Annotated in this window: 11 protein-coding genes; 2 read left to right on the plus strand and 9 right to left on the minus strand. The window is 64.4% G+C overall.

All coding sequences use genetic code 11. The features are described 5' to 3' along the window. A complete protein-coding gene (locus tag P3T21_RS04215; protein ID WP_429254676.1) occupies positions 1-3,207 on the minus strand; it encodes an efflux RND transporter permease subunit in 3,207 nt (1,068 codons plus the stop codon). 15 nt (positions 3,208-3,222) lie between these two features. Next, positions 3,223-4,455: an efflux RND transporter periplasmic adaptor subunit gene (locus tag P3T21_RS04220; RefSeq protein ID WP_429254677.1), complete on the minus strand. Its 1,233-nt coding sequence runs from the start codon at positions 4,453-4,455 to the stop codon at positions 3,223-3,225. 470 nt (positions 4,456-4,925) lie between these two features. On the opposite strand from P3T21_RS04220, the gene P3T21_RS04225 reads away from it, so the two are divergent. Next, the gene (locus P3T21_RS04225; protein ID WP_429254678.1) at positions 4,926-5,576 is read left to right on the plus strand and encodes a TetR family transcriptional regulator; all 651 of its coding nucleotides are present in this window, start codon (positions 4,926-4,928) and stop codon (positions 5,574-5,576) included. A 109-nt stretch (positions 5,577-5,685) separates the two neighbouring features. Here P3T21_RS04225 and P3T21_RS04230 read toward each other — a convergent pair whose 3' ends face one another. After that, positions 5,686-6,318 (minus strand): cysteine hydrolase family protein, encoded by a 633-nt coding sequence (locus tag P3T21_RS04230; protein ID WP_429254679.1) that lies wholly within the window; start codon positions 6,316-6,318, stop codon positions 5,686-5,688. A gap of 214 nt (positions 6,319-6,532) precedes the next feature. Between P3T21_RS04230 and P3T21_RS04235 the strand changes: the two genes are divergently transcribed. Continuing rightward, the gene (locus P3T21_RS04235) at positions 6,533-7,555 is read left to right on the plus strand and encodes a helix-turn-helix domain-containing protein (protein ID WP_429254680.1); all 1,023 of its coding nucleotides are present in this window, start codon (positions 6,533-6,535) and stop codon (positions 7,553-7,555) included. A 55-nt stretch (positions 7,556-7,610) separates the two neighbouring features. Here P3T21_RS04235 and P3T21_RS04240 read toward each other — a convergent pair whose 3' ends face one another. From P3T21_RS04240 to P3T21_RS04265, 6 genes are all read right to left on the minus strand, one after another. Next, complete coding sequence (locus P3T21_RS04240; protein ID WP_429254681.1) at positions 7,611-8,357, minus strand: CoxG family protein; 747 nt, start codon at positions 8,355-8,357, stop codon at positions 7,611-7,613. Between the two features lie 35 nt (positions 8,358-8,392). Then, on the minus strand, positions 8,393-8,839 hold the full coding sequence (locus P3T21_RS04245; RefSeq protein ID WP_429255158.1) for a DUF427 domain-containing protein: 447 nt from the start codon (positions 8,837-8,839) through the stop codon (positions 8,393-8,395). Positions 8,840-9,068: 229 nt separating this feature from the next. Beyond that, positions 9,069-9,566: a carboxypeptidase regulatory-like domain-containing protein gene (locus tag P3T21_RS04250; RefSeq protein WP_429254682.1), complete on the minus strand. Its 498-nt coding sequence runs from the start codon at positions 9,564-9,566 to the stop codon at positions 9,069-9,071. Positions 9,567-9,726: 160 nt separating this feature from the next. Beyond that, positions 9,727-11,223, minus strand: coding sequence for a DegQ family serine endoprotease (locus P3T21_RS04255; protein ID WP_429254683.1), 1,497 nt, complete (start codon positions 11,221-11,223; stop codon positions 9,727-9,729). A 132-nt stretch (positions 11,224-11,355) separates the two neighbouring features. Next, positions 11,356-12,657 (minus strand): ATP-binding protein, encoded by a 1,302-nt coding sequence (locus P3T21_RS04260; RefSeq protein WP_429254684.1) that lies wholly within the window; start codon positions 12,655-12,657, stop codon positions 11,356-11,358. Positions 12,658-12,661: 4 nt separating this feature from the next. Then, a complete protein-coding gene (locus tag P3T21_RS04265; protein WP_429254685.1) occupies positions 12,662-13,324 on the minus strand; it encodes a response regulator in 663 nt (220 codons plus the stop codon). Positions 13,325-13,418: the final 94 nt, after the last annotated feature.

Raw genomic sequence — 13,418 nt, forward strand, 5'->3', positions numbered from 1 at the left:
TCAATGCCCTTCCTTGCCCGAGCCGTTGCCACCCGCGCCGCCTTCCGGATCATGCGGATGGTGCTGGTTGTAGTGTTCCATCGCAGCATCCGGGTCTTCCTTCTCGCCGCCGAACTTCGCGCGGATCACGACGAAGAACATCGGGATCATGAAGATGGCGAGGAACGTCGCCGTCAGCATCCCGCCGATCACGCCGGTACCGATTGCGTGCTGGCTTGCCGAACCCGCGCCGTTACTGATCGCGAGCGGCAACACGCCGAGAATGAACGCGAGCGACGTCATCAGGATTGGACGCAGCCGCAGACGCGAGGCTTCGAGCGCCGCTTCCACCGGACCCATGCCTTCCGACTGCTGCAGTTCGCGGGCGAATTCCACGATCAGAATCGCGTTCTTCGCCGACAGCCCCACCGTCGTCAACAGCCCGACCTGGAAGAACACGTCGTTTTCGAGCCCGCGCAGCGTGGCCGCCAGCAGCGCGCCGATCACGCCGAGCGGCACCACCATGATTACCGAGAACGGGATCGACCAGCTTTCGTACAGCGCCGCGAGACACAGGAACACGACGAGGATCGAGATCGCGTACAGGATCGGCGCCTGCGAACCGGACTGACGTTCCTGGAACGACAGACCCGTCCATTCGTAGCCGATACCCACCGGCAGTTTCGCCGCGATGGATTCGATGGCCGTCATTGCCTGACCGGTCGATTTGCCCGGCGCTGCCGCGCCCTGGATTTCCACCGCCGAGATACCGTTGTAACGCTCGAGCTTCGGCGAACCGTACGTCCACGTACCGCTGGCGAACGCCGAGAACGGCACCATCCCGCCCGCGGAATTCCGCACGTACCAGTCGCTCAGGTTTTCCGGCGTCATACGGAACTGCGCGTCACCCTGCAGGTACACCTTCTTGATCCGGCTGTCGGTATCGAGGAAGTTGTTGATGAACTGCGAAGCCCACGCGATCGAGAACGTCTGGTCGATCGCCGCCAGCGACACGCCGAGCGCCGCAGCCTTCTCGTGGTCGATGTTCACCTTGAACTGCGGCGTGTCGTTCAGGCCGTTCGGTCGCACCTGAGCGAGCGTCGGATCCTTCGCAGCCATGCCGAGCAACTGGTTCCGCGCGGCCATCAGCGCCTCGTGGCCGACACCCGAGCGATCCTGCAACTCGAAGTCGAAACCGGCTGCTGTACCCAGTTCAGGAATCGACGGCGGATTCACCGGGTACACCAGCGCGTTCTTGTAGCCGCCGAAGTGCATGAACAACCGGCCCACCAGCGCCTGCACCTTCTGGTCGGAATGCTGGCGCACGGCGTAATCCTTCATCCGCACGAACACGAGACCCGCGTTCTGGCCGCGACCGGCGAAGCTGAAGCCGTTCACCGTAAAGGTCGACTCGACGATGCTCTTTTCGCTGTTCAGCAGGTAGTCGGAGATGTCCTTTAGCGCGCGCGCCGTCGTTTCCTGCGTCGAGCCGGAAGGCGTCTGCACCAGCACGAACATCGTGCCCTGGTCTTCGTCAGGCAGGAACGACTTCGGCAGCTTCACGAACAGCAGCCCGACCGCGAGGATCACCACCATATAGATGATGAGCCAGCGACCCGAACGCTTGATCACGTGGTGAACACCGACGTGGTATTTGTCCCGGCTTTTATCGAACGTGCGGTTGAACCAGCCGAAGAAGCCCTTCTTCTCTTCGTGGTGACCCTGCGGGATCGGCTTCAGGATCGTCGCGCACAGCGCCGGCGTCAGAATCAACGCGACGAGCACGGACAGCACCATCGCCGCCACGATCGTCAGCGAGAACTGCCGGTAAATCGCACCGACCGAGCCGCCCGAGAACGCCACCGGCACGAACACCGCCGACAGCACGAGCGCCACGCCGACCAGCGCGCCGGTAATCTGGTCCATCGCCTTGCGGGTTGCGTCGCGAGGCGATAAACCCTCCTCTGCCATCACCCGCTCGACGTTTTCCACCACCACGATCGCATCGTCCACCAGCAGACCAATGGCCAGCACGAGCCCGAACATTGACAGCGTGTTGATCGAGAAGCCCACCAGCCCCATGATCGCGAACGTGCCCAGCAGCACCACCGGCACGGCGATCGTCGGGATCAACGTGGCGCGCAGGTTCTGCAGGAACAGGTACATGACGAGGAACACCAGCACGATACCTTCGAGCAGCGTCTTGACCACTTCCTCGATCGACAGGCGCACGAACGGCGTCGTGTCATACGGATACTTCACGACGAGACCGTGCGGGAAGTATTTCGACAGCTGGTCGACCTGGGCGCGGACAGCCTTCGCCGTTGCCAGCGCGTTGGCGCCGGTGGCGAGCTGGATACCGAAACCGGCGGTCGGCGCACCGTTGTACTTCGTGTCGAAGTTGTAGTTTTCGCCGCCCAGATCGATACGCGCCACGTCCTTGATCCGGACCTGCGAACCGTCCTGGTTCACCTTCAGCAGCACGTTGCCGAACTGCTCCGGCGTCTGCAGCAGCGTCGCTTCGGTGATGGTGGCCTGCAGCAGCTGGCCCGGCACCGACGGCGTGCCGCCCAGCGAACCGCCGGCCACCTGAACGTTCTGCGCCAGCAACGCGGTCTGCACATCGACCGGCGTGAGACCGAAGTTGGTCAGCTTGCTCGCATCGAGCCAGATCCGCATCGCGTACTGCGAGCCGAACAGCGTCACCGTGCCCACGCCGTCAAGACGGCTGACCGGATCCTGAACGTGCGACGCGACGTAGTTCGCCAGGTCGTACTTGCTCATGCTGCCGTCTTCGGACACGAACGCCATCACCATCAGGAAGCTGCTGCTCGACTTCGTGACCTTCGTACCGAGTTGCTGAACGACCTGCGGCAACAGCGGCGTGGCGAGCTGCAGCTTGTTCTGCACCTGCACCTGCGCGATGTCGGGGTTGGTGCCGGCCGCGAAAGTCAGCGTAATCGTCGCCGTACCCGAATCGTCCGAAGTCGACGACAGGTACAGCAAGTGGTCGAGACCACTCATCTGCTGCTCGATCACCTGCGTGACGGTGTTTTCAACCGTCTTCGCCGATGCGCCCGGGTACGTTGCGCTGATCTGCACGGCCGGCGGCGCGATGGTCGGGTACTGCGCGATCGGAAGCGTAAAGATCGACGCGACACCCGCGAGCATCAGAATAATGGCGATCACCCATGCAAAAATCGGGCGATCGATAAAGAACTTTGCCATGAAGCGGGCTCCCTGTTATTGCGCGCCCGATGCAGCAGAGGCAGCCTGAGCCGTCTGCGCACCGCTGGCCGCTGGTGCGCCTTGAGCCGTAACGCCGGAGGCGGGGGTGGCCGGCAGTTGCGCGGCGACCGGCTTCACTGTCGCGCCCGGACGGACCTTTTCGGTGCCCTGCACGATCACACGATCACCCGGGTTCAGGCCGCTCTCGACGACCCAGCTCGACTGATACGTAGTCGGTGCCACGAGCTGACGCAGCGCCACCTTGTTGTCCGGGCCGACGACGAGCGCCGTCGGCTGGCCCTTCTGGTCGTGCGTAATGCCGATCTGCGGCACCAGCAGCGCCTTTTCGTTCACGCCTTCCTCGATGCGCGCGCGCACGAACATGCCCGGCAGCAGCACGCGGTCCTTGTTCTGGAAAATGGCGCGAATCGTGACCGAACCGGTGGTCTGGTCGACCGTGACGTCGCTGAACTGCAGCTTGCCGGTTTCCGGATAGGCACGGCCGTCTTCCAGTATCAGCGTGACCTTGGCGGCGTTGATACCGCTCGTCTTCACACGACCTTCCTGGATTTCGCGGCGTAGCTTCAAACCGTCGAGGCTCGACTGCGTCAGGTCCACGTAGACCGGATCGAGTTGCTGAACGGTCGACAGCAGCGTGGCCTGGCTCGCCTGCACATATGCACCCGGCGTGACCGACGATTTGCCGATGCGGCCTGTGATCGGCGACGTGACATCCGTATAGCCGAGGTTGATCTGGGCGCTGTCGACGGCGGCCTTGCCGGCGGCGACATCAGCCGCGGCCTGACCTTGCGCGGCGACCGCGTTGTCATAGTCCTGCTTGCTGACCGCGTTCGCTGCGACGAGCACCTTGTAGCGGCTGGCCTGAGCGGACGTAGACGCAAGATTCGCCTGCGCCTTCGCGAGCGACGCCTTTGCGTTATTCAGCGTCGCGATATACGGCGCCGGATCGATCTTGTAGAGACGTTGACCGGCCTTGACCTCAGTGCCTTCCGTGAATTCGCGGCGCAGCACGATCCCGTCGACCCGCGCGCGGACTTCCGCGACGAGGAACGCACTGGTGCGGCCCGGCAGATCGGTGGTGACCGGTACAGCCTGCGGCTCGACGGTCACGACGCCGACTTCGGGCGTCTGTGGCGGAGGGGCCGATTGTTTTTGTCCGCATGCTGCAAGAAATATTGCAACCGTCGCGGCACTGATTAAGCGGAATGGAACCCGTTCGACGCGCATGGAGCGACCTCTGTCAAAGACTGAGAATGAAAAAGTGCGCGCATCCCTACCCCGGGGACGACGGCGCACACATGCGTCTTGAGACGCCTGATCGATAGCCCTGTAAATTCCAGGCCCGAGTCGTAGCCAGATCGTAGCCAACGCGTGGCCGGACCCTGGCCGAATCCAGGCAAAAGCGCGCCAAACCGGGAAATGCCGCACTGCGACGCCCTCTCAGGCGATTCGCAAGCGTTTTAAAAGACAACAGTGTCGGATATTAACCGGTCGACACGGCTTGGGCTATTCGATCGATGGGGTGCTATTATATATACATTCATGAATGCACGTAAAAGACCGTTTGTAACGTGCTGCGTGCCGTAGCGGCAAGATCAATCCGGAAACAGGCTGGCTATTGAACGGATTGTCATCGGCCGTACTTAATAACATCCGGGACAACCCGCAATCCCGCATACACCGCAGGGCAGACAGATATGGTTCGCCGAACCAAGGAAGAAGCGCTGGAGACGCGCAACGGCATCCTCGACGCCGCAGAGAAGGTCTTCTTCGAGAAGGGTGTATCGCGCACCTCGCTGGCGGACATCGCGCAGGTTGCCGGTGTGACGCGCGGCGCCATCTACTGGCATTTCGCCAACAAGGGCGATCTCTTCACCGAAATGTTCGACCGCGTGCTGCTGCCGCTCGACGAACTGAAGGCCGCGTCGCTCGATCCTGAGGAACCCGATCCGCTCGGACGCATGATCGATATCTGCATCGTGTGTCTGCGCGATACGGCCAACGACCCGCGTCGCCGGCGCGTGTTCGACATCCTGTTTCTGAAATGCGAGTTCGTCGAGGAAATGGGACCGGTGATGGCGCGCTATCAGAACAACATGCGAGACGGGCTGGAAGGCATCAAGGGCGGTGTGCGCAACGCAATCTCGAAAGGCCAGTTGCCGGCCGATCTCCACGTAGCGCGCGCGGCGTCGATGATTCATGCGTTCATCAGCGGGTCGTTGCGCGACATGCTGTTTCTGCCAGGCGCCTTCGACTTCGGTGAGCATGCCGAACACATGGTCAAAGGCATGTTCGACGCGCTGCGCACGAGTCCAGCGTTCCTCAGGGGCAGCGCGGCCGGCTCCTGAATTTCTGCGGGTTGTGCGGACCTGAATGCGAAAGGCGGAAACCTTGCGGTCTCCGCCTTTTTTCATGCGCAGCGTCGCTTCAACGCGACGCTGGAGGCGCGAGGTTGACTTACGCCGTCGCCTGCGTCGCCCGTGCCTTCTGGTTCGACGCATAGATCGAGCCGCGCCCGAGCGGCTTGCCTGTGGTGAGTGCGTCGATCCATTGATCCGTGCTCGCCACCGCCGCAAAACGCGACTGCAGCACGACGCTGAACACGCGATGAATGTCCTCGGCGCTCGCGAAGCCCGCGCTGTTTTCGTACGGCACCGAACCGCTCGCATCATGCAGGAATTCGACCGCGAGGCCCGAGTGCAGCGCGTGGTTGATCGTCGACGCGTCACAGTTGTGCGTCATGTAGCCGACCACCGTCAGCGTGTCGATGTCGTGCCGCGCGAGCCACTCGCCGAGATCGGTGTCCGTGAACGCGCTCGGCAGGGCTTTCGTGATCAGGTGATCGTGCTCACGCGAGGCGACCACCGTGTGCAGTGCGGCGCCGTCGGACCCGCTCGCGAAGATCGGCGACGCAGCCGGCGCCAGATTCTGCACCACGATCACCGGCACCGCCGCGGCGCGCGCCGCATCGATCGCCCGACCGATATTCGCGAGCGACGTCTCGACTGGCGGAAATTCGATCGGCAGATCGCCGGTCACATATTCGTTCTGCACGTCGATGACGATCAGGGCGCGGCGCGGCGTTGTCATGGCAAAACTCCTTTCGGGTGAGTGGTTCGCCGCGCGTCGACCGTTCGGGTCGTTCCAGTGCGGCGGCGATGACTGCATTCTTCACTGCTGACCGTTGCGATGATAGTGACCCGAATGACAACTTTCGATAAGATCGGGCCAATCGCGTTTTTGCGGCGCGCGTTTTGCGTCGCGTCGCGTCGCTTCCTTCCTGCGCTCGCTTACGGAACCCGTCATGACCCGTCCGGTTTCTTCTGCCGATTCCCGGCCTGCCCGTCCGTCGACTCCGCTCCGGGCGGAGGGCGCAAAGCCGGTGATTGCTGTGGTCGCGTTCGACCACATCAGTCCGTTTCATCTTTCGGTGCCCTGCGTTGTCTTCGCCGAAGACCGCGGCGAAGGTGGCGTGCCTGCGTTCGACTTCCGCGTCTGTGCGTCAGAGCCTGGCACGCTGTCGACCACCGCGGGTTTTTCGATCGCCGCGTCGCACGGTCTTGACGCGCTCGCTGACGCCGACACGATCATCGTGCCCAGCTGGCGCGATCCGGACGAACCACCGCCGGCCGCGCTGCTCGACGCGTTGCGCGCGGCGCACGCACGCGGCGCGCAGCTGGTCGGCCTGTGTCTGGGCGCATTCGTGCTGGCGGCGGCGGGCCTGCTCGACGGACGCCCGGCGACCACGCACTGGGCATGGGCCGACGATTTCGCGCGCCGCTATCCGAAGGTGAAGCTCGATGCGAACGTCCTCTACATCGACGACGGCAACGTGCTGACGTCGGCCGGCACTGCGGCGGGCCTCGACTGCTGCCTGCACGTGCTGCGCAAACAGTGCGGCGCGCAGGCCGCGAGCTACGTCGCGCGCCGGCTGGTCGTGCCGCCGCATCGCCAGGGTGGACAGGCGCAGTACATCCAGCAGCCTGTTCCCGACAATGCCCACGGCGACCGGCTGTCCGGCCTGCTCGACTGGGTCTGCCGCAACCTCGACGCACCGCACACGCTCGACACCCTCGCCGGGCGCGCGTTGATGAGCCGCCGCACGTTCACGCGCCGCTTCCGCGAGGCGACGGGCACCACCGTCGGCGCGTGGCTGCTCGCGCAGCGTCTGACGCGCGCGCAGCAACTGCTCGAAACGACGGATCAACCGGTGGATGCAATCGCCGACAGCGCAGGCTTCGGCTCGACGGCTTCGCTGCGCCAGCATTTCGCCGATGCATTCAGGACATCGCCGTCGGCGTACCGCCGGGAATTTCGCGGCGGATGAGATGTGATTGAAGCAAGAGAAACGCGGCGGCGAGAGCACCGCCGCGTCGTGCGGTTCAGTTCTGGCTGAACCACCGCGCCAGATACAGCAGCACCGCGACGAAGAAGATCATCCCCGCCCACGCCCAGTTCGGCACGGCGTGCGGATCGTGCTCGTGGTGATGCGCACGCGCGCTCAGCATCGTGCTCGCCGCGCGTCCGGTGATCGCGCCGCCGTGGTCATGCGGCCGGACGCGGCGCGCGAGGGCGCTCAGGTTGACCGGCCGCAGAAACACATGCTGACGCCGCGCCGGCGTGCCGTGCACCCGGTTCGGCTTCATGCCGTGTTTCGCCTGCACGACTTCGCAGAACTCGGTGAAGAACGTGTCAGCGAGGTCATGCAACGCATTTTCGATCTGACGGGAGGGGAGTTGCGTAAGCGGCCCGGTCAGCGTCGCCCAGACCGAGTAGTCGATGCGCGTGTGCGGATGTTTCGCGCCGCCGATCCAGTGGTCGTCCGCGCGCAGCCGCACCTCCATTTGCCCGCGCAACGCGCCGACGCCCTGCGCGCGCGCCTTGAAGTTGAGCATCCGGTGCATGGTTTCCGGCTCCACGCCGTCCGGGCTGACGATATGTGCGCGCACGTCGTAATGCGCGCGCAGCGGCCCGAGCGGCACCGTCATCGTCAGCGCGTATTCGCCACCGTGCAGTCGCGTGAACGACTCGCAGTTGTCGAGACTCGCGCGCAGCAGCGCGAGATCCTGCAGCGCTTCCCACACATCCGAAGGTGCAAGCGGAATCCGTAACGCATCGTTCAGTTCCATGACGGCCTCCCCGATAAGCCTCTTTCACCGCCAGATCACGACGTCTGATCGATGCGGTCCACCCGCGACGTGTAAAACGCCAGATAGCCCTTGATCTGCTTGACGCTGTCGATCGGCGTCTCGTACGTCCAGACGGCGTTTTCGACGACGCCTTCCTCAGTCAGCAGATGATAGTAGGACGCCTCGCCCTTGAACGGACATCGGGAGGTGTGTGCGGAACGCTCGAGCCGCGCCATGTTGACGTCGGCGCGCGGGAAATAGAAGACGTCGGGAAGACCCGTCTCGGAGACGGTCAGTGCCGCCTGCGTATCGGCGACCGTGACGCCGAGATGGATCACCCGCACGCGATGCCGGTTGATGACGACGTCAACGCGATGGCCGCCGCCCTGGCTGCCATGCGCAGCGCCAGGCGGCTCGCCCGACTGTTTGCCGGTAGCATCGTCCGCGTTGGGACTTGCGTTGCCTGCCGGGGCGTCGTCCATCATGTCCAGCTCCGAGATGCGGTGGGAAACCGCGCGATATCCGGCTGCAAGCCGCTGCCGATCTGCATCACGCGTGCGCTTTCCGGCAGGCTGCGCGGCTTCACGAAAAAAAAGCCACGGGCCTGCCCGTGGCTTCATTATCGGCGAAACTTCGGCGGCTTGCGCGCCCTTTGCGTACTCCGGCGTACCTTCGCACACCGTTTGTGCAGTGCAGCGATTACGGGCGTATTTACGGCGTGTTCCAGTAAAACGCCGCGCGCGCCGTGCCCTTACCTGTCACCGAAACTGCCTTGCTCTGGTCGCTATCCTTGTAGGTCGCATGAACCGTGTAGCGGCCGGGGCGCAGCCTGACCAGCATGTACGGGCCGCGCGACTTCGTGTCCAGCACCTCGGCGCCATGCGCATCGACGACCTTCACCGCGACGTCGGCGAGAAACTCGGAGCCCGGGCCGGTGAAACGCAGCGACAGCGGCCACTGGCTTTGCGCGGCCTGCAACGCCGTCGATTCGTCGAGACCGACGCCGCCCGATGTGAACGACACGTCGCCCTGCTGCTGGACCTGCGGCAGGCCACCGCCGTTGGCGTTGCCCGCGCTGGTGTTATCCGTCGTGGTGCCGCCCGTGGTATCGCCCGCCTGCTGTGCGTACGCGCCGGCCACGGTGGCAAGCGTCAGGGTCGCCGCGACAGCCGCGGTCATGATCCTTCGCTGGGTATCTCGTGTTTTCATGTGCATCGCTCCTTGCTATGGTTCGTGCAGGAAACTAGCCTGCAAGCTCCGTGCCCGAGCGCCGGCCAACGGCTGCGATCGCACCATGGCAAAGGCCCGCGGGTCATGCGACACGCGGGCCTCACTCGCTGAAAACAGACCAGCGACGGTACTTCTTACATCAGCCGAGGTCGACCGGCACAAAGATCTGCGCGTCGTCGCGCTGGATCAGCAGCGCGATGCTGTCGCCGGCCTTCGCCACCATCTGCTTCAACTGGTCGACGCTCGTGACCGGATTGCCGTTGACCGCCAGGATCACGTCACCCGGCTGGACGCCGGCGCTTGCTGCGGGACCGTCCGCCTGCTGCACCAGCAGGCCGTGCGTCAGCGACGTGCCGCTCTTTTCCTGCGGCGTCAGCGGGCGCACCGCGACGCCGAGACGCCCCTGCTCCTGCGCAGGCGCGTCCGCCGAAGCCACCTTCGCGTCCGACAGCGCGCCGATCGTCACCTTCAGGTCCTTCGTCGCCTTGTTGCGCCATACCTGCACATTGGCGCTCGTGCCGGGCTTCAGACTCGCGACCTGCGACGGCAGATCCGCCGAATCCGACACCGGCGAGCCGTTCACCGACAGGATCACGTCGCCTGGCTGCAGACCCGCCTTCGCAGCAGGGCCGCTGGCATCGACCGAGCTCACGAGCGCGCCCTGCGGCGTCTTCATGCCGAACGAATCCGCGAGCGTCTGGTTCATCGACTGCACCGCGACGCCCAGGCGCCCGCGGCTGACGTGACCGGTTGCGACGAGGTCGTCCTTGACCTTGATCGCCTCGTTGATCGGGATCGCGAACGAAAGACCCTGGAAGCCGCCTGTCTGCGAATAGATCATCGAATTGATGCCGATCACTTCGCCCTGCAGGTTAAACAGAGGACCACCCGAATTGCCCGGGTTCACCGGCACGTCGGTCTGGATGAACGGCGTGTAGTTCTCGTTCGGCAGCGAGCGCGACTTCGCGCTGATGATGCCCGAGGTCACCGTGTTGTCGAAGCCGTACGGCGACCCGATCGCGACTACCCACTGACCGACCTTGCTCTGACGCGGATCGCCGATCTTCACGGTCGGCAGGTTGCTCGCGTCGATCTTGAGCACCGCGACGTCCGACTGCTTGTCGGCGCCGACGACCTTCGCCTTGTATTCGCGCTTGTCGGTCAGCTTGACGGTGACGACGTTCGCGCCGTCCACAACGTGCGCGTTCGTCAGGATGTAGCCGTCGCTGCTGACGATGAAGCCGGAGCCAAGGCTCGCGCTCGGCGTATCGGGCTGATCGCCGCCGCCTGCGCCGGGACCGCCAGGCATGCCACCGAAGAAGCGCTTGTAGAACTGGTAGAACGGGTCACTCGGGTCGATCGGCAACTGGCCGGCGTTACCACCGCCGCGTTGCGCGACATTCTTGACGACGTGCTTTGCGCTGATGTTGACGACCGCCGGGCCGTACGTTTCCACGAGACCCGAGAAATCAGGCACGCCGGTTCTGGCGGCCGCTTCGGCAGGCATCATCGCGGCCTGTGCCGGCGCGATGACTTCGGGCGGCGCAACGTTGCGGTGACCGGCCACATAACCCGCCGACAGCGCAACAGCAACCGCCAGAGCCGTGGCGCTACGTTTGATGGTCTTCGCTTGCATCATGTACTCCTGACAGAGAGGGGTGCTCCAGAATGATTCGAAGCGTACGCGGCCTCACTTAAAGGAGTCTTAAGTGCGCTACATGCCGCAAAACCTTTTCTGTCAGGGGTTTCAGCGATCCCGACGGCCTTTTCAGAACCGCACGGCGACGAGCAGACCACCGGACACCGATTCGCCGAGCGTCACCTCGGCGTGATGCTGAAGCGCGATGCGCTTCACGATCGCGAGCCCGAGACCGCTGCCCGCAACATCGCTACGCACGCGATTCACGCCCGCGCCCGCGCGATAAAAACGGTCGAACACGCGGTCGCGCTCTTCGACGGGAATGCCTGGGCCCGTATCGGCAATCCGCACGACCGGATGTCCTCCCTCGACCTTCAGACTCACATCGATACGCCCCCGTTCGGGCGTGTACTTCGTCGCGTTGTCGAGCAGGTTGTTGAGCATCACACGCAACGCTTCGGGGTCGCCGACCACCGTGGCAGACGTGGTCGCTTCAATGCCGAGATCGATGTTGCGCTGCTGCGCGAGCGGCGCGCGCGACGCGACGCATTCTTCGAGCATCGCCTGCAGATCGACGGCAGTCGTTGCCGCATGACCGTCGGGTTCCGCGCGGGCCAGCGCGAGCAGTTGCTCGGCAAGGCGCGTTGCACGCGTGACCCCGGCCTGCAGATCGGTGAGCGCTTCCTGGCGCGTGTCGTCATCCCGCGCGCGGGCGACGAGTTGCGTCTGAATCTGCACGGCAGCGAGCGGCGTGCGCAGTTCGTGCGCGGCATCGGCGACGAACGCCTTCTGCGTATCGAGCGCGGCGGCGAGACGCGCGAGCAGCCCGTTCAGCGCGCGCACCAGCGGCTGCACTTCGAGCGGCAGACGCTGGTCCGGCAACGGATCGAGCGCTTCAGGATGACGCGTGTCGAGCGCCACGGCCACGCGACGCAACGGCTTGAGCCCGCGCCCGACGACCATCCATACGGCGACGCCCAGCAGCGGCAGCAGCACGATCAGCGGCCACAACGTTCGCAGCGCGACGTTCGCGGCCAGCCGGTTGCGCACCGAGAGCGGCTGCGCAAGCTGCACGACGTTGTCGCCGACGATCGCGCCGTACACGCGCCAGTCGCCACGCTCGGTGCGTTGGGTCGAAAAGCCGAGTTCGGCGCGCGGCGCGAGTGGCGCACGCGGTGTCGAGTAATAGATCAGCATGCCGTTGCGATTCCAGATCTGCAACACGATGCCTTCTTCGCCGGTGTCGCGCGAACCGAGCACCTGCGAGAACGACTCGGATGGCAGGGCCCCGGCAATCTCCTGCAGCTGGTAATCGAACAGCTCGTTCGCTTCTGCGAGCGCCTGACGGTAGATGAGCCAGCCTGCGATGCACACGCCCGTAAGGACGATCGCGAGCAGCCAGAACAGCAATTGACGGCGAATCGAACGCATCAGGTCAGGCTTCCTTCGCGAGCATATAGCCGAGGCCGCGCACGTTGCGGATCAGATCCGCGCCGAGCTTCTTGCGCAGCGCGTGGATGTACACCTCGACCGTATTGCTGCCGATTTCCTCGCCCCAGCCGTACATTTTTTCTTCGAGCTGACTCTTCGACAGCACCGCGCCTGGACGCGCGATCAGCGCTTCGAGCAGCGCGAATTCGCGCGCCGACAGCGCGACCGGCGCGCCTTCGAGCGTCACCTGATGCGACGCCGGGTCGAGCGTGAGCGGACCGTGACGGATCATCGAATCGCTGCGGCCCGACTGGCGACGGATCAGCGCGCGCATGCGTGCGCCGAGTTCGTCGAGATCGAACGGTTTGACGAGGTAATCGTCCGCGCCGGCGTCGAGTCCTTTCACGCGATCGGCGACGGCATCACGCGCGGTGACGATCAGCACCGGCAGCGCGAGACCGCGCGAACGCATCGTGCGCAATACATCGAGGCCGTCGCGCTTCGGCAGTCCGAGGTCGAGCAGCACAAGATCGTACGGCTCGCCCGAGACGGCATTCAGCGCGGCCTCGCCGTCCTGCACCCAGTCGACCGCAAAGCCTTCGCCGCGCAGCGCCTTGCGCACGCCTTCCGCAATCATCCGGTCATCTTCGACAAGCAGTATCCGCATGGCTCTACCGTTCCATGATTCAGTGGTGTTCGTGATCACGCATTCTAGCGTCCACCGGGCGACGCACGACGTGAACGCGTTTGAAGGTCGCCCG

Source organism: Paraburkholderia sp. GAS334 (assembly GCF_050436625.1).
Lineage (GTDB): Bacteria > Pseudomonadota > Gammaproteobacteria > Burkholderiales > Burkholderiaceae > Paraburkholderia.

Coding starts and splice junctions, on each gene's coding strand:
- P3T21_RS04215 (WP_429254676.1), bottom strand. CDS start 3,207: ATGGCAAAGTTCTTTATCGATCGCCCGATTTTTGCATGGGTGATCGCC.
- P3T21_RS04220 (WP_429254677.1), bottom strand. CDS start 4,455: ATGCGCGTCGAACGGGTTCCATTCCGCTTAATCAGTGCCGCGACGGTT.
- P3T21_RS04225 (WP_429254678.1), top strand. CDS start 4,926: ATGGTTCGCCGAACCAAGGAAGAAGCGCTGGAGACGCGCAACGGCATC.
- P3T21_RS04230 (WP_429254679.1), bottom strand. CDS start 6,318: ATGACAACGCCGCGCCGCGCCCTGATCGTCATCGACGTGCAGAACGAA.
- P3T21_RS04235 (WP_429254680.1), top strand. CDS start 6,533: ATGACCCGTCCGGTTTCTTCTGCCGATTCCCGGCCTGCCCGTCCGTCG.
- P3T21_RS04240 (WP_429254681.1), bottom strand. CDS start 8,357: ATGGAACTGAACGATGCGTTACGGATTCCGCTTGCACCTTCGGATGTG.
- P3T21_RS04245 (WP_429255158.1), bottom strand. CDS start 8,839: ATGGACGACGCCCCGGCAGGCAACGCAAGTCCCAACGCGGACGATGCT.
- P3T21_RS04250 (WP_429254682.1), bottom strand. CDS start 9,566: ATGAAAACACGAGATACCCAGCGAAGGATCATGACCGCGGCTGTCGCG.
- P3T21_RS04255 (WP_429254683.1), bottom strand. CDS start 11,223: ATGCAAGCGAAGACCATCAAACGTAGCGCCACGGCTCTGGCGGTTGCT.
- P3T21_RS04260 (WP_429254684.1), bottom strand. CDS start 12,657: ATGCGTTCGATTCGCCGTCAATTGCTGTTCTGGCTGCTCGCGATCGTC.
- P3T21_RS04265 (WP_429254685.1), bottom strand. CDS start 13,324: ATGCGGATACTGCTTGTCGAAGATGACCGGATGATTGCGGAAGGCGTG.